Source organism: Sphingobacterium allocomposti (assembly GCF_008124885.1).
In the GTDB taxonomy this organism is placed as follows: Bacteria; Bacteroidota; Bacteroidia; order Sphingobacteriales; family Sphingobacteriaceae; genus Sphingobacterium; species Sphingobacterium allocomposti.
In genome coordinates, this window is record NZ_VNHX01000002.1 from 63280 (window position 1) to 81143 (window position 17864).

Genomic DNA, 17864 nt, shown 5'->3' on the forward strand with positions numbered 1-17864 from the left:
GACAAACCTAATCGCGATCATCTATTTTAAGGAACGGCTTTTCCTGTTTAGAAGGCTCCTGCGTGTGGCGGCTTATGATAACAATGTGAAATCAATCTGTCTTTTCTCCAGGTCTACCTTTTTTACCTTGATTTGAACCTCGTCTCCAAGCTGATATTTCTTCTTCTTACGTTGTCCTATGATCGCATAGTTTTTCTCATCCAGTGTGTAGAAGTCGTCCGTAATATCCCGTAGCCGTACCATCCCTTCACATTTGTTTTGTTCTATTTCGACGTACATGCCCCATTCGGTGACGCCCGATACGATACCTGTGTATTCTACGCCGATCTGCTCCTGTAGGAATTCGGCTTGTTTGTATTTGATGGAGGCTCTTTCTGCCTCTGCGGCCTTTTTCTCCATTTGGGACGAGTGTTCTGCCATCTTTTCGTAGTGTTCGGCGTTAATTTTCTGACCTCCGTCGAGATAAAATTGTAGGAGGCGGTGCACCATCACATCCGGATAACGGCGGATAGGAGACGTGAAATGCGTATAATAGTCGAATGCCAGTCCATAATGGCTGGTGCTTTTTGTGGTGTAGATCGCTTTGGCCATGGATCGTACAGCGAGTGAGGTGAGTAGGTTCTGCTCCTTGCTGCCTTCAATCTTCGTCATCAATGCATTGAGTGATTTTGCTGTTTCCTTGTCGGTCTTGATGGATAGTTTGTGTCCAAAGCGGGATGCGAACTGAGAGAAAGTCGTTAAGGTCTCGGGGTTTGGTGTGTCGTGGAAGCGGTAGACAAATGTAAGTTTATTTTTTCCACGTCCCTGTTTTCCGATGTATTCAGCAACCTTCCGGTTGGCGAGCAGCATGAAGTCTTCAATCAGTTTATGTGCATCCTTTCTTACTTTGGTATACACGCCCAAAGGCTTACCATTTTCATCGAGGTGGAATTTAACCTCTTCACTCTCGAAACTGATTGCGCCATTTTTGAACTTCCGTTCGCGGAGAATGTATGCGAGCTCATTCAGTTTTAACAGGGCTTCCACGTGATCTCCCTCTCGGTTTTCTAAAACGTCCTGAGCTTCCTCATAAGTGAAGCGTCGGTCTGAGTTGATTATCGTTCTGCCGAACCATTGGTCAAGCACGTTGGCTTTATTGTCCATTTCGAAGACGGCTGAGAAGCACAATTTGTCTTCGTTCGGACGTAATGAGCAGACACCGTTGGATAGTCTCTCCGGAAGCATGGGTATAACGCGGTCCACCAGATATACGGACGTTCCCCGCTCGTATGCTTCCTTGTCCAGCAAAGAGTCCGGTGTCACATAATGAGAGACGTCGGCGATGTGCACGCCGATTTCGTAGTTTCCGTTGTCCAGCTGCTGGAAAGATATAGCGTCATCAAAGTCTTTGGCGTCGAAAGGGTCTATTGTAAATGTCAGGATGTCACGGAAGTCCCGCCTTTTGCTGATTTCCTCTGCGGGGATTTTGTCGGGGATGGCATTCGCTTCGTCTTCGACTTCTTTCGGGAACGAAAGTGGGAATCCGAAATCCGCAAGGATGGCGTTCATTTCGGTATTGTTCTCTCCCTTTTTGCCGAGAATGTCTTTTACGGTACCTATCGGGTTTTTTGCATTCTTTGGCCACTCGGTGATTGACACAACTACTTTCTCTCCGTTTTTAGCTCCGTTCAGGTTGTCGAGCGGAATGAAGATGTCGTGTATCATCTTTCGGTCGTCGGCCAAAAAGAAGGCGTAGGATTTGGAGATGTCTATGGTTCCTGTAAAATCCGTTTTGGCCCGCTGTACAATTTCGACAACTTCTCCTTCTCGTTTACGTCCTTTTTTTCGTTCGTATACGTGCACTTTTACGATGTCGTTGTGCAGCGCTTGCCGGAGCTTCCGTGGGGCTATATAGATGTCGGTTTCGAATTCGTCGTCAGGAACAACATAAGCGGAACCATCGGCGGTCATGTCTACTTTGCCTGTGATGTATACGTTAAGTTGGCGGAGCTTAAACTTTCCGCGTTCCACCTGCAGGAACTTGCCGGATTTAGATTCGTCTGTAAGAATGTCGGCTATGGCCACTTTGGAGTCCGCATCTGTTAGGTTCAGTTTCGCCGCCACCTGTTTGTAGTTTAATGGGGCGTTTTTGGATTTCTCAAATATGTCGACGATAAGCTGTGTTAATACGTCTTTGTAGGGATTTTCTTTTCGTTGTTTCATGTGTGTTCGTTTAACTTCCGGCGGCCGTATGGAGGACTGTATTAGCACATAAAAAATGTACAGGTCTTCCTGGCGGTCTAAAGAGGAGGGGAGCCAATGGTGCACCGCGCATCGGGTAACACCCTCCATATATAATTAACTAAGATACTAAAAAAATGTTCGATTCTGGCAGAAATCAACCCTTGCTCAGGTTATAAATGTAAATGGTCTATTTTTTATTTATTTTAGCTATTTTATTTATCTCATATACATTGATATATATTATTTATAGCTAAAATAGTATGAGGGGAAAAGGGGATTTAAAGTCCCAACGGTGCCATTTGGGCTTGTTTCGTTCTTTATGCTAAAATTATAAATATGTATCTTATGTTTTGTTTACTGTTGTTAATTTATTAATTATCAGATTTTTCTTTTTTTAAAGCTAAAATATGTATCGATTTTTGTATTGTTTTTTAGCGGGGTGAAATGCCAAAAAAAACGCTTCCTTGTGGGAAGCGTCGGGATGTAGATATCTTTAACGTATACCGCTTATTTTTGTGCCTTCTGGCAATGGGCGCATAGGCCAACAGCGTTAAGTGCGATGGCATGCAGTGTAAAATCAGGCGGTAGCCCGATCTTTGGCAAACTCACCTCATCGAGGCAATAGACGCTATTGCATACCGAGCAGATAAAATGTACGTGTTGATCGTGGTGATGATTTTCCGTACAGTCTGCCGTACAGATGGCATAGGTCGCCGTCCCATGCAAGTCGAAGATTTTGTGCACTATTCCCTTTTCCTCGAAACTCGAAAGTATCCTGTATAAAGTCACCCTGTCAATATCCTTTCCGACAATTTTCTCTAAATCCGGTTGGGATATGGCTGCATCTTTTTGCGTTATCTCTGTTAAAACACGCAGTCTGTGCGGCGTGACTTTTAGTCCGTTCTCCCGAAGTAGCTTACCGAAATCTCGGCTTTTCTGTAAAGTTTCGCTTACCATGATAGATGTAAAATTACGGAAAATTTAACAAAACTTCGAATTGGCAGGAAGCCTCTTTCTAGTAGCTACGTCCGGCGATCACTTCCACGGCGGCATAAAAAAACTCCTTAGCGATGAAGCTAAGGAGCGTTATTTACGTTCGGATTCTTTAGATTCCTATTTGCCCGCGGCCTTCGCGTGGTCGGCCAGGAATTGGGCAAGTCCGCTGTCAGTTAACGGATGTTTCAGCAAAGATAATATAGCCGATAGCGGACCTGTCATCACATCTGCTCCGATCTTGGCACAGCCTAAAATGTGGGCACTGTGACGAACGGATGCCGCCAAAATCTCTGTTTTAAACCCGTAATTGTCGTAAATCAAGCGGATTTCCTCGATCAGTCCGAGTCCGTCAACCGAGATGTCATCCAAACGGCCGATAAATGGAGACACATACGTTGCGCCAGCTTTCGCCGCCAACAGAGCTTGACCTGCCGAGAAGACGAGCGTGCAATTTGTCTTGATACCTTTTTGGCTAAAGTATTTAATAGCTTTTACGCCGTCTTTAACCATTGGAACTTTCACGACGATCCGTGGATGAAGCGCAGCCAGTGCTTCTCCTTCTTTTATAATGCCTTCGTAATCCGTCGAGATAACTTCGGCGCTCACATCTCCATCTACAATTTCGCAGATCGCTTTGTAATGGTTCAATACATTTTCGTCGCCGCTGATCCCCTCTTTAGCCATTAAACTGGGGTTAGTCGTAACGCCGTCGAGAACGCCTAGATCTTGTGCTTCTTTGATTTGAGCTAGGTTTGCTGTATCAATAAAAAATTTCATGTTTGATAGGGTGCTATATGGTAATTTAAAAAGATTTCTAAAACATAACATAGTTATTTCCGTTACAAAAGTAGCTATATTATTTTTATAAGTGAACTCGTAGTGCATTATAAGCGCTCAAATTGTTAGACGGTACGGCACGATCCGTGGGAGCGTGCTCGACGCGCTCGGTCCGATGACAACCATTGTTACAGCTTGTAATTCTGGAGCTTATATTTTTACGGAGCAGAATGAGGCAGGTCCACGGTAAGTGACATACGGACAGGTATGTATTGCGGGGAGTAAAAGTGTTCATTCATTAGGTTTATCATTGATAATCATATGGGATATTCGTTACTTTTGTTGTGGCAATCATTCGTGGTCTGCCCTTTTCATAAGTTCAATGGTCGGTTCAACCACGGATGTTTTATTCTTATCGAGTCTGATCAAAACATTTTGTCTTCCTGATGGATATATTCAGATCCCTTTCTTACCCCAACTTTCGTCTGCATGTCATCGGCCAGTCGATCTCGCTGTTGGGTACCTGGATGCAGAGGGTCGCGATTAGCTGGCTGGTCTATGAGATGACGGGATCGGTCTTCTGGCTTGGCTTTGTACAGTTCATCTCGCTCTTACCATCCTTGGTGCTTTCTCCTTTTATTGGGTCGTTTGTTGATCGCCATAAAAAATATAAGCTGGTTTTGGCTACGCAGATAGGGTTAATGATTCAGGCGGGTATTTTAACGTTAGTAGTCGGTCTAAGGTGGGAGAGCGTTCTGCTGCTTTCCCTTTTAGGGTTCCTCCAGGGTATAATTAACGCATTCGACGTGCTGGGGCGGCAGTCTTTACTCGTCTCGTTGGTAGACAAAAAAAGTGATCTTCCGAATGCCATCGCGCTCAATTCATCGATATTCAATGCCGCTAGAATGGTGGGGCCGGCAATCGGCGGCATCTTGTTAACAGCCTATGGTGAATTTGTCTGTTTTGGGGTGAATTTTATCAGTTTCATTCCTGTAATAATATGTCTTCTGTTGATGCGGGTAAAGGAGGACCGAGCTAAGCTGACGAAGGAGAGTAATTGGGATGGGCTTGTAGAAGGTTTTAGTTACCTACGGAGATCTCCTCATATTGCTTCGTTGGTGATTGTCCTTAGTTTTTCCAGTCTATTGGTGATCCCCTATACATCGCTGCTACCGGCCGTTGCGAAAGATCTTTTCTCGGGCGATGAATCTACGTTTTCCTGGTTCGAAAGCGCTGCGGGCCTTGGCGCGATGATCGGAGCTATTAACATGGCCAGCATTAAAACCGGACAAAATCTACGTTATCGGGTTTTGTTTTCAGCGTTTATGATGGGGGCGTCGCTGGTGCTGTTAGCGTATGCGCACTTCCTTCCTTCGGCGTTGCTGTTCACTGCAATGGTCTCCTTCTCCATGATGATGCAAAACTCGTCGATCAATACCTACATCCAGACGCATGCCGTTCCCAGCTATAGGGCGCGGGCTATGAGCTATTACGTGACGGCATTTCAGGGTGTAGCGCCGATAGGGGCCTTATTAACCGGTGCTTTAGCAGAGTCTATTGGTCTAAAAGCCACGCTGTATACCATGGGCGGATTGGGAATAGCAATCGCGCTTAGCTTCTATACGTACCTGCGGCTGCATATACACCGTCGTCTATTTAAGTTTTAGTGGTCTGTCCCGTAGGGTGAGGCTTTGTTTCCTATAGTCTATCCGTGCTCCAAAGGTATGGAGAATATCGCCGCCTAGCACGCCGACTACCGGTGCCAACTGCATCTGCTCATACGCATAGTTGATTGAGCTTAGGTCCAATACAGCAACAGGGTAATTCTGTCGTTGCCAACGTCCGATCTTTAACAGCGGAATATCTAATATGAAGCTCTGCATAGAATTGGTGCCGAGCCCGCTGGAGAGGATGTCGGTGCTTTGAAACTGTTCTTCGGGAATCCCGGCGTTTAGTAAGGTGTTTTTGTCGAGTACCGTTTTCGAGGCCCCTGTATCGACGACCATCTTAAAGTCGCGATCAAACAGGTTGGCCTCAATCAGGATGTGGTAACCATCACCTTGTAGGTTTAATACGTCAAAAGATATTTTTTGCATGGGTTCAAAGATAAGATAAACCCATGCAAAAAGTAGGCGCTAAATGATATTGCTGTCATTCAGCACTTGGTTCATATTGCGTACGGCTGCCGCACTGTTTTTGAAGAGCTCCTTTTCCTCATCCGACAACTCCAACGGTACAATACGATCCCATCCGTTCCTGTTGATGACAACGGGAACGCCAATATTGATGTCTTCTTCTCCGTATTCTCCTTCGAGATATATAGAGGCGGTAAATAGCTTGTTCTGGTCGCGGACGATGCTCTCCACCATCGCTGCTGCTGCCGCGCCGGGGGCGTACCACGCCGACGTTCCGATTAGGGCCGTCAACGTTGCGCCGCCCACCATTGTTTTTTTAACGACTTCCTGCTGTTCTTCTTCTGTCAGAAAATGAGCTACCGGGATACTGTTCCACGTGGCGTGCTTGATGAGCGGAATCATGGTGGTATCGCCGTGCCCGCCGATCACGATGGCTTGGAGATCGTTCGCCGACGCGTTAAGCTTCTGGGCAAGCTGATACTTAAAACGGGCCGAATCCAGCGCTCCGCCCATGCCAATGATGCGGTTTTTCGGGAGGCCGCTGGTTTTGAGTGTGAGGTAGGTCATGGTGTCCATCGGGTTGGAAACGATCAAAATAATGATGTCCGGAGAATACCTGATGAGATTTTCCACTACCGATTTCACAATGCCGGCGTTTGTACCTATTAACTCTTCGCGCGTCATTCCGGGTTTTCTGGGAATTCCAGAAGTAATGACCGCCACTGCTGAACCTGCGGTTTGTATATAGTCGTTCGTAACGCCTTTCACCGACGATTCGAAGCCCAGTAAAGCTGCGGTTTGCATCATGTCCTGCGCTTTCCCTTCAGCAACGCCTTCTTTGATGTCCAACAAAACGATTTCTTCCGCAATGTTTCTACGTACGAGGTTGTCTGCCGTAGTGGCGCCAACCGCGCCTGCACCGATGATCGTTATTTTCATATGTAAACAGTTATTAGGGTGTATGTATTGTATTCATTGGAAAAAATAAGCTTACTCGTTAGTTTCGGATAAAAGAACGGATGTTGTGTAGACGCCGACGGCCTACTCTCACTGTCAAGCATAACGTTGCAAATACAACGGAGCTGTGCCATTACCTTCTGCGGCTGAAAGCCAGCTTTCATAGAGGAAATATACTAAAAACTTATGGCAATAATGTTTTTAATGGTAAGATGTTTGTCATTTGTTCGAATTTGCAGCAGGGCTCGCATTGCAAGCCAACACTGTTTTGGGAAAGGTTCATTAGGTGGTAGCTTTTGAGGTGCTGGTAATGGGGCGGATGGTGGATGGCCCAGCCGTTTGCTGCGTCTTTCGACCGCGCCGGCTGGACGTCGTCGGAAGATGAAGAAACAGCCCGGCTGGGCCCGAACTTACGCTGGACTAGAATGGATAGCCGATAGCGAGGTTAAATACGAGATTGTTTCTACGCCAATCGCCGTCGCGGATATCGATGTACTTGAATACCCAGCGGTCGCCCGGTGCCCGGTAGGGGACCCGTAGCGGGGTGGCAAGGTCGGTACGCACCACCAGAAAATCCAGATCGACGCGCAGCCCCAAACCGGCACCAACGGCCAGCTCTTTGTAGAAATCTTTTGTCAGCCTGCCCCCGGGTTTGTTTTCGTCTCTCCGCTGTAGCCATACGTTCCCTGCATCTATGAAAGCCGCCCAGTGGAACATTCCGGATATCTGAGCGCGGTATTCGGTATTCAGCTCCAGTTTAAAGTCTCCGGTCTGATCCGCAAAGAAATTATTCTCGCCGATGTTCTCAGGGATAGTTGTGCCCGGCCCTACGGCGCGCGCGCGGAAAGCACGCAGACCGTTCGGTCCACCCGAAAAATATTGCTTCAGGTAGGGAAGGGACCGTGAATTTCCGTATGAGTAGCTCGTTCCAATCATCACGCGGGAGGCCAACTGGGAGGTGGATGACAGTTTCATGTAGTGACGGAAGTCGGCTTCTGCCTTTACGAACTGCGCATACGCGGTGCCGAATAATTTCTTAATATTATCGTCTTTATAGTTTGCTCCTTGGATGAGCCCGAGAACGTTTCCTGACGTATTTAGTCCTGTTTTTACAAAGAACGTATGCGTCCGTGCAGACTCCATGGTGTTGGTGAAGGTGTAGGAATAGTTAGGCCCGAATGAAAACTGAGGATCCACAATATGTCTTAATGTAGGAACGGTATCCATCTGCGCGCGATAGTCGTCGGAAATATTACGGGGCTGCACATAGATAATTTCCGCCACGGCCAGGTCGTGCTGCTTTTGTTCGTTCTCCTTCCAGTTGTACCCATAATTCATCGTCAAGGAGTTTAAGGTATATGCATTTCTTCTGTTCAGGAACTCATAGCCTACTTTTGCGTACGTCTTAGGGATGAAACGGCGTGAAGGCGCCCATTTATATGGTGATAATAGCCGCGGCCAAACGATACCCACCTCCGCCCCGTAGCGAATGTAGCTTGAGTTCAGATTGACGTTGCCTCCGGTTTGCGTTTCGTATCCTCCAAAGACAGATAGGTTTAATGTTTCGAACCCTCTAAAGGCATTACGTAATGTCCAGCTTACGTTGGCCTCTGTTCCATTGTAAACCGAGGCTGTCTTCCCTAATACTTCGAAGCGTATGGACTTTCGCTGCATTGGCGTAAGGTAGTAGTAAACATCCATAGTGTTCGCCGAGTCGGGGTTGTCCACGAAGTTGTTTTTCACAAACTTAAACGCGTTCAGATTGACCAGGTGACTGATGGTCATATTATGATCCGTCCGATTGTACGTGTCTCCTCTATGAAAAAAGATGTGGTTTGCGAGGACAGGCTTCCGGTAGGTGTTCGCGGGGTCGATGATATAGTAGTTATCCCTGAACAGCTGCGACGCCCGTGGCCTGGTCGTTCGGAATCCTTCTGACGTTTGCGTATAGTTTGGGTAAATGAATATATTTCCTATCTTTTGCGGAGATCTGGCTTTTTCGGCAGTTTCGGGTTTGACGGTTACATACATATCCACTTTGTCATTTCCTTTTGTACTGTCGACCTCCACGAGAATGTTGTCCGGTGAAAAATAATAGTATCCCTTGTTTTTCAGGTCGTTATCAATCCGATCCCGTTCGTTAAGGATAACATCGAGGTTATAGTTGCTTCCGATTTTGAGCAGTGTACTATCCTTGGTACTAAGAATGTCGCGGCCCAGGCTGCTGCTGGAGTCTACTTCGAAGTCTACTTTGGCGATGCGATAGATATTTCCGGGAAATGCATTATAATTTACTTCTGCAAACTTGCCATCGATGATGGTGTCGGACGTTACATAGGCATGAAAAAAGCCGAGGTTTTCCATGCGGTTGCGTAGGAGGTTTTCGTTATACTCGCGGTTTACATCTTCGAGCAGTACGGGTTCCTCGCCCCGCTTTTTCAGCCAGTTTTTTACAGCGCTATTCGTGCTATCTGGCCCGCCGCCCATATTCCATAGACCTAATTTGATGCGCATCCCGAGGAACTTCTTATTGGGTTTGGGCGTCAGCATGGTTTCGAGGTGATCCTCGAATGCTTCTTTTCGTTCCTTTGGAATACTGTCTTTGTGGATAATGACATTTCCGCCGTTGTATAGCTTTTCGTCTTCGGCCAGATATTTGGTCGGGTTACAGGCGGCCATGGCGACAATCAATAGGCCAGCCAATATAGGTTGCCGGTTAGTCTTCATAGCCACTCCTTTCTTCTTCATCATCTTCTCTTTGGACGGTCGGTGTCGCATCTAATTTACTTTTTGTAGAATCGTTTTTATCTCGTTCTTCCTGCTGTTGCTGGTTGGTTTTGAGTTCTTCTTCGCGGATATATCTAACGGAATCCTGCGTGTTGTTTTGCGTGCTGTCTGCATCCCTGCTTCGTTGTTCCTGTTCTTCACGTTGCCGTTCTTCCATGCGCTTGCGGAATTCAGGGCTGTGTCTCATAAGGCTGTCGCGAATTACGAGGCGCACACTATCGCGGTAGGCCGAGTCGGTTTCCATTCTTTCCACGTCGAAGCGACGGCGGAAACCTCTGCTGTCGGTATTATAGTATTGCTCGAGGGCTCGTGAGCTCATGAACAGCTCCTTGAACCTGTCGTAGCTCATGTTGATGATAAAACCTATCCCCGTTTCCACGAACTGTCCCTGAAGTGTCGCCTGGTATTGATTTTTCCGATAGACGCGGGCGAAGTACCTACCATCTTTAGATAACTGATATTCGAGCGAGATGTCTCCCGCGATGTTTGTCGCTTTTTCGCCCGGTCTTGTATTTCCTTCCACTTCAAAGTTGGAGCCGATTGTAACTTTCAGGCGGTCATCAAAGAGCATTTTCGAGACGCCCACGTTCAGGTCGGTTCTCGTCTGGGCATTTCCTGTAAGATAGTCCTCCTCCGATTGTAGGTTGAAGTCTAGTTCCACGCCCTTTATAAGGTCGGAGGCCAGGTTATTAAGCTGGCTGGTTAGAAACGAGCTCACGGTGCTGCGTGCCAAACCTTCTGCTCCTCCGCCACCGGAAAGGCTCTCGAATGGGTTGGAGGACATGAACCGTCCAAGGGCGATTAGGGAGAATACCTGTTTGTTCAGTTCTGCTGGGTCTGACCGGATATTTGCCAGAGCGATATTCACTTTGCTTACGACATCTTGTGAGGCAATGGCGTTGTTTTCATCTAGATCGATGTCAAAATTGATCTCCGGTTTGAAAAGCTCGCCCGTGAGGATCAGCTTCACATCAAAAGGAATACGCTGTTTGTACGGATTCTGGCTTTCCGAGCCGATTTGAGATTGTACAAGCTCTAACGTAGAAAACCGGTTTCTATAGATAGCCGTAATGTCGAGTCGGGCGTCCAGCGGATCGCCGTTCCACGTGATGGTGCTTCCTTTCTGGAAGATAAAAGGTCTTGAGATCGGGCCTAGGGAAAACGTATAATCTCCTTTTTCCACGGTGAACGTGCCCGACATGGTTATCTTGTCGCTGGCGTCGATCGTCGTGTTCAGTTCGGCTATCCCCTGAATATTTAGAGCGTCCTGCGTTCCTTCGTCGAGCACGACTCTAAATTTGGCGTCCCGATCTGTGGATAGGTTGAGTGCGATGTCGTAACCGGAGAGTTTGGTCGCTGTAGTCATGGAATCCAGGCGAGCAAAAACGTTAGCACGGGCGGTGTCGCTTCTGTTGACAAATTTAACGACGCCGTCGCGCTGGGCTATGCCAGGGTCGTCGTTGGGAACGATAAATACGAAGTCTGTTTTGTCATTCGCTTTTACGCTTCCGTCAACCCGCGGATTATCGAGGTTGCCCGTGATACGCAGGTTCGACGTCAGATAAAGTTTGCCAAAAAACAGGTCGTTATCCTCCCTGGTCGAGTTGACTGCGGCGAAATCATCCATGTTCAGGTTGAGGTTGAAGTCAAAATCGGTATAAGTTGCCGTCCGTATGGATCCGTTAAGCCGCGTGGTGTTGCCGCGCGAGTCTTTGATTTCAAACTGTCTGAACTGTATGCCTTGGTTATTAAACCGTATAGCCTGATTGTCCATCAGCAGGTCGGCATTGAGCATGGCAATGTTAAGCTTTCCGTTTCTGAATACCAATTCGCCGTTTATCCGAGGTGCGTCTGCGGTTCCGGAGATTTTTAAGTCGCCGACAAGGTCGCCGGCACAGTCTTCGAGATACCCAAAGCTGAATGCCTGTACCGTGGTTAGCTTCATCGGTTTTAGGGATAACGTAGCCTCCATGGACGAGGGCTCTCCAGGGGGGCTGATAAAATCGCCGATAAGCTGGACGTCATTGCCATTACCTGTAATCTTGATGTCGGCCGAGAATGTATTTTCTCTGATATTGTTGACGTTAATCAGGACGTCTCCGACGGTATCCTTTCCGAAGTAGAACTTCTCAATGCTTAAATCGGAGACGAAGACAGGCTTGCTTTCTAGGCGCGATACCGTGGCTGTCCCATTGATCCCTCCGCCGACCTGCAGCATTTCGGATTCCAGAATTTCTGTAAAAGTCTCTATACGGAAATTGTTAAAAGTGAGATCTAGGGGAGCATTCGCTGTAGAATCTTTTGACTGGATGAGGAACTCCTGGCCATCGTTGGTCAGGCGGAAGCTGTGTGCGAGGATCCCATCTGATCCAAAGTGAAGGCGATTGGCGGGGTCAATCTGCCACTTTTCGTAGTTTAACATGAGGCCGTCCTGATTGAGGTTCAGCACATAATTGTTTTCAGTCACCTGCATTTTTGCGCCTAGATGGTACTGTTCCTTATCAACTTTGTCCTTGATCCACAATCCGAAATCCAGATTGTTTTCAACGACGCTACCGCTGAAAACCGTGTTATTTAGTTCTATGTTGTTTACTTTGATCTTATTAATTAGGGCCGCGTAGTACAGCGTGCTGTCAGCTGTGGTCAGGTCGACACCCACATTCTCTATTAGTATACCGTCGTACAGCAACCGCGGCGCTATCAACTTGGCCATGATCGTTTTTGACTCACTATTGAACGTTCCATCCAATGTTATGTCGCGCATCTCCTGCAACTCGGGGACAAAGTCGCGGATAAAGCGGGAGTTGTTCAACGTCGCACTGAACTCAAAGTTCTGCGGTTCGTATGCAAGTGTCGTCGGAGGTGTGCCCTTGGGATTATAATACATGTGTACGATGTCCTGAATGGACGCGCCGAGCTCTGTCAGCCGGTATTTGCCCACGAGATGTGCCCGTAGAAACTCTGATCGTAAGATCAGCGTATTCCTTGACGTGTCCGCGCGGGCCGTCAGGGTTATGCTATCGAGCGTGTATCGTTGGTCGTTATAGGCGATGGAGGAATTGGACACGGCCAATGTCCCGTTTAGAAAGTCGGGGTCGGCGGTTTCAAAGTCGGCAACTATCTTACCATGGTACCGGAGGTCGTCGTCCATCAGCTTTAAGTTCTGCAGATTAACGCTGTCTATCATTAATGTCGCCTGAAGCTTGGGATAAGTGCCCCGCATGTCGGCGGCAAAATCCATGTTGAACTGTACGTTTGGATCCGGACTTGTCACCGTGCCGGCGATATCTCCTCCCGCCGCCTGCACGTCCAGACGTATATCATGATACCGATAGCCCAACGCGTCAAGCCGGTTAAGCGTGCCCTCTACGGAGGCGTTCATGTTTTTGGGATCCAATCCTGTACCTGTGACTTTCGCTTCCGCAGACAGTATCCCCAGAACGGAGTCCTGATTTAATATACTGCCGATATTGAAGTTGTCGATTGATACGTAGGCGTCATAGGTGGTGTCGCGCCCCATGGTCAGATTACCGTTGACGGTGGCATTCCCCTTCTCCGTAATCAAGCTTAAGTTGGCATCGAACCCCTGCATCCCGCCCTTAAACGTTCCCGACAGACTGATAGCGTTCGGCAGCTGTAAACTATCTGGAAGCAGCGATTTGGCAACGAGTCGCTCAATGTCTGCCCTTCCTGTTGTTAGTTTTCTGAGCTTGAGGTCGATATTGAATCTGTCCATATCCGGAAGTCCGCGTACGATGGCGCTGGCCAATAAATGCGTCCGTTGAAGTGTTTTGATCTCAAGGTTCGGAATAACAAGATTGTCCATACGCCCTTTTACGGTCCCATCGATGTAGAACGACCGTGCAAGTAGAGGTTTCATGACTTCCATTGTATCCAGAAATGGTGCGAAATATCGGATATCCCGCATATCTATGGTAGACTTGCGTATACGGGCGTCGACCTGCACGAGGGAAGGATTTTCCGATAGCGCGTTCAACGATGGATACGTTACTTTGATATGGTCGCGTATGGTCGTTAATGGCGTCTCTGCAAGGAGGTTCGTAAGCTCTACGCCGGTGTTGCCATATACAAAATCACCTTGCAGGGTCTTTAACGTAAAGCCAGAATGATCTTTGGCCGTCAGCTTTTTCAGCGATCCTGAAATAGAATCTGCAGCGTAATAAAAATCTTCCAGATGCCCCAAAAAGTCGGTAATATTAATGTTAAAGTAGTCGAACCCTTTCGTGCGAGGCTGGTTGTCGTCGCGAAAGGCTACGTTGGTCTTATTGACGATCAGCTTATCTGCGGAAACCACCCAGTTGACAGGTGTGCTGTCCCCGCTGCTTTCGGGAGCGCTTTTTTTCGATGTCTTTCCAAATAATACCTTGGCGTCGGTTTCGTCCAGGGCGACTTCATCGAGCCGTACAATTTCGTTGTTTAAGTCTAGCTCTTTGATGTTCGCGGTAAGCTTTTTGATGTCAAACCTCGTGTCCATGGCGGAGGATGCGTCCTGGTATTGCACCAGGATATTGGAAAGGTCTATGGTTCTGATATCCAGATCGGGCAGGAGGGACGTTTCCGCCGTGTCCGAGCCGGGAACGCCAAAGTCGGCAGCTGAAGGGATCTCCTCGTCCGATGCCGGCGCCCATTGCTTTATCACTGCAGTAAGCCCATCGACTTTCAGGTTGGGCATGGAAAAAGCCATGTTATTCGTCAGATCAAATTTCTTGACTTTCGTGTCGAAGTGTTGCAGACGGATGCTGGCATTCATGCCGATGACTTCATCGTTGTATTCGAAATGGATGCGCTTGAACCGGACGTCATCGATATCGAAGATTAAAGCTGATGCCGTATCTGTTGTCGGGGCGCTTTCTTTCTCGGAGGAAAATGCTGCGACGATATAATCAAAGTTAAACGCGCTGTCGGGGAGTGTTCGATTAATTTTTGCGGTAATTCCTTCTAATTCAAGCTCTTCGATCTCAACGGTGTTTTTTAACAGCTTGAACATGTTGATGTCTACGAGCAGCCTATCACCGGCTATCAAAGTGTCTTTGGACTGGTCTTCGAAATAGACGTCTTCAAGCACCAGCTTTTTAGGAAAGGTAATGTTGACATAGCCGATTCTGACCGGCGTTCCAATCTTCGTCTCGACATAGTTTGTTACTTTTCCTACGACGTAGTTCTGCACGGCCGGTATCCGGATTAGAAAGATGACAAGTAAAATAAGAGCGATGATGCTACCTATAATCCACAGTATGGTTTTTAAAGCTATTCGTCCAAATCGATTCAAAGCGCTTCTATTATATGATGACGTTATTCAATAAATAAATTTATAACTTAAAAACGTAAATAAAGTTCAAATGTTTAGTTTGATGGACATTATTTACATGATTAAATAAGAACAAAGATAGTATTTGCTGTCTAACAATATAATGGAATACGGTAAATAGGGGACGAGACGAAAGTGGATGGATTGTTAGGGACTTCTCGGCTCCTCAGTTAATATCGTGGTTGGTGCGACTTGTTTACCGTTATGAAATTTAATAATATAGATGAAATCGGTTCGGATTAGCTTTTTCCTCGTCCTGTGAACTTCCGGTAGTTTTTTTTCGTTCAGCTATTCCATCCCTAAATTGCATCAACGCCTTTCGTCTAACATGTTTCGCTGTATCAAAAACTTTTTTTTGTAGGCGGTAATTTTCTGTTTGCATATTTCAATGATTTTTTCTAAATTTGATTTACCGATTATTAATTGATATGAAATACTCATGTTTAAAAGACGAGCGCAACCGGCTCGTTGATTCCAGCGAAATCAAACGGTTAACTGTACACGTGACAGTGAATAAGCAGTACTTGACTATTTCCTGCAACCTTTAAAAAGCCGTTAAAATTTCATGAAATCTCTTTTTTTATCAGTCATACTTTTTTTACTGTCTTCCGGATTGTATGCGCAGGATTTCTCGTTCGGTAAGGTCAAACAAGAAGATTTTGCCACAGCAGGCCCGCTCGTCGACAGTACAACACGGGGCATCGTGCTGAATGAATACGGCTATGCGAATATAGAACTTAGTCCGATTGCCGATAAGGGCTTCGAAATAGAATATTATTACCACACGTTGATCAGAATTCTTAACAAAGACGGATACGAGCATGCTAATTTTACTGTCCCACTCTATATAGATAATACCAGAAAGGAAACCTTGGTAGAGATTAAAGGTATCACCTATAATCTTGAAGGAGGGAAAGTGGTCAGAACCGAGCTCGCTAAGGAGAACGTGATTCCCGAAAAAACATCAAAAAATCTGTCGCAGGTAAAGGTTGCCTTTCCGGGAGTGAAGGAAGGTTCCATCATTGAACTGCGTTACAAAACCAAGTCGCCTTTTCTGTTTAGTCTAAATGCGTGGACCTTCCAGACCGATATACCGAAATTAAGGAGTGAGTTCGTTACCCGCATTCCCGAAATCTGTACCTATCGGGTGAATTTGAAGGGCGTGCTTGCCTTGACTGATCGTAAGATCGACAACTACAATACGCAATTAAGCACAAGTGTGGGCGAGGTCAGAGGAGTTAAAACCTCTTATGTGATGACGGATATCCCAGCGTTTATTTCGGAAGATTACATGACGGCAGCGAAAAACTTCACTTCGGTACTCACATTCGAACTGGCCCGTTATGCCATTCCATTCGGCCCTAGCGAGACGTTTTCCTTAACGTGGGAAGACGTCTACAAGTCGTTGCTTGAGAACGAAGATTTCGGAGGGCAGCTGAAGAGGAAAGCGCTTTTAAAAGACTTTATTGATCCAATTGTACGGGAGGGCGGGACCGACTACGAAAAGGCACGCCGGATATATGCTTTCTTTAAGCAGTATTTTAAATGGAACGGGAAACATGGCATTTTCGCCGAGGCAGGAATTAAAAAGGTGGTTGAAGCACGGACAGGAAATAGCGCAGACCTGAATCTGGCGTTGATTAGCGCGTTGAGTTATTGTGGCATACCTACGGATCCGATTATTCTGTCCACCCGGGATAATGGCTATGCGGGCATTTATTCGGCGGCCATTTCAGAATTTAACCATGTTGTCGCCAGAGCCAAGATAGGCGACCAGTATTACTTTCTCGACGCAACGGGCACCTATGAACCTTTTGGAAGTTTACCGCTAAAGTGTATTAACCATCAGGGGCGTAGTATACCACTGAACGGCCTATCGGATTGGGTGCCTTTACAGTCAAATCTGATAGCATCTTTACATGCCGATTTCGTGGGCGATCTCCGCGAAGATGGAACGCTGGTGGGACAGCTCGTTTTAAGCAGAGGCGGGTATAACGCTTCCGCAATGAGAGCGGAGGTCAACAGCTATAATTCGCTCGAAGAATATTTAGAGGATAGGGAGAAAAAGCTGTCCCACATGACGATATCAGGGCATCAGCTCGAAAATAGGGAAGACTACGACCTGCTGCTGAAAGAATCTATGGACATCGAGGTCGCTAACTTTGCCACAGTGTCCGGTGACGAAATACATTTCAGCCCGCTCGTGTACGGCAGGACGGAGAGAAACCCTTTCAACCTGGTATCCAGAACTTATCCTGTAGATATCGGCTCCAAGCTACACGAAAACCTGTCTTTTTCGATCCGTGTTCCAAAGGGCTATACCCTGACCGACTCGCCCGGGAACAAGCTGAATATGGCGTTGCCGAATAGGGACGCGCGCTATGTATTTACGGTATCACAAAAAGACGACCTGATCAATTTACAGGCGATAACACAAGTTAATAAGCCTATCTTTCTCCCGGAAGAATATTTCGATCTGAAGGAGTTCTTCAACAGGATTATCCAATGTCAGAAGATGTCATTGACGTTACATAAAATCAATTAAAACCCGCGTTCGCACAAAAGCTTTACTTATATAATAATTTGGTTAACGTGCAGCTAGTCCGGTAATCGGCTAGCTGCCTTTTTTTCGCGCATAGGCTTATAACCTGAGCGATATT

Annotated in this window: 9 protein-coding genes; 2 read left to right on the forward strand and 7 right to left on the reverse strand. The window is 46.8% G+C overall.

Annotated features, from left to right (window positions below; all coding sequences use genetic code 11):
- Window positions 1–72 precede the first annotated feature (72 nt).
- The 3 genes from rnr to fsa form a co-directional block, all read right to left on the reverse strand.
- Window positions 73–2202, reverse strand: a complete 2130-nt coding sequence (gene rnr, locus BC792_RS01935) for a ribonuclease R (protein WP_148907306.1) — start codon at window positions 2200–2202, stop codon at window positions 73–75.
- Window positions 2203–2730: 528 nt separating this feature from the next.
- On the reverse strand, window positions 2731–3180 hold the full coding sequence (locus BC792_RS01940; RefSeq protein WP_148907307.1) for a Fur family transcriptional regulator: 450 nt from the start codon (window positions 3178–3180) through the stop codon (window positions 2731–2733).
- A 156-nt stretch (window positions 3181–3336) separates the two neighbouring features.
- The gene (fsa, locus tag BC792_RS01945) at window positions 3337–3996 is read right to left on the reverse strand and encodes a fructose-6-phosphate aldolase (protein ID WP_148907308.1); all 660 of its coding nucleotides are present in this window, start codon (window positions 3994–3996) and stop codon (window positions 3337–3339) included.
- A 446-nt stretch (window positions 3997–4442) separates the two neighbouring features.
- Between fsa and BC792_RS01950 the strand changes: the two genes are divergently transcribed.
- Window positions 4443–5663, forward strand: a complete 1221-nt coding sequence (locus BC792_RS01950) for an MFS transporter (RefSeq protein ID WP_148907309.1) — start codon at window positions 4443–4445, stop codon at window positions 5661–5663.
- On the opposite strand, the gene BC792_RS01955 is transcribed toward BC792_RS01950, so the two are convergent.
- From BC792_RS01955 to BC792_RS01970, 4 genes are all read right to left on the reverse strand, one after another.
- Window positions 5649–6092 (reverse strand): aspartyl protease family protein, encoded by a 444-nt coding sequence (locus BC792_RS01955; protein WP_148907310.1) that lies wholly within the window; start codon window positions 6090–6092, stop codon window positions 5649–5651. The two genes, BC792_RS01950 and BC792_RS01955, sit on opposite strands and share 15 nt — an antisense overlap.
- A 39-nt stretch (window positions 6093–6131) precedes the next feature.
- Window positions 6132–7070 carry a malate dehydrogenase gene (locus tag BC792_RS01960; RefSeq protein ID WP_148907311.1) on the reverse strand — a complete coding sequence of 313 codons (939 nt, stop codon included), beginning with the start codon at window positions 7068–7070 and terminating at the stop codon, window positions 6132–6134.
- Between the two features lie 438 nt (window positions 7071–7508).
- On the reverse strand, window positions 7509–9866 hold the full coding sequence (gene tamL, locus BC792_RS01965) for a translocation and assembly module lipoprotein TamL (RefSeq protein WP_246154775.1): 2358 nt from the start codon (window positions 9864–9866) through the stop codon (window positions 7509–7511).
- Window positions 9805–15165: a translocation/assembly module TamB domain-containing protein gene (locus tag BC792_RS01970; protein ID WP_148907312.1), complete on the reverse strand. Its 5361-nt coding sequence runs from the start codon at window positions 15163–15165 to the stop codon at window positions 9805–9807. Before BC792_RS01970 ends, tamL begins: the two co-directional genes overlap by 62 nt.
- Window positions 15166–15769: 604 nt before the next feature.
- Here BC792_RS01970 and BC792_RS01975 point away from each other — a divergent pair.
- On the forward strand, window positions 15770–17749 hold the full coding sequence (locus tag BC792_RS01975) for a transglutaminase family protein (protein WP_148907313.1): 1980 nt from the start codon (window positions 15770–15772) through the stop codon (window positions 17747–17749).
- Window positions 17750–17864 lie beyond the last annotated feature (115 nt).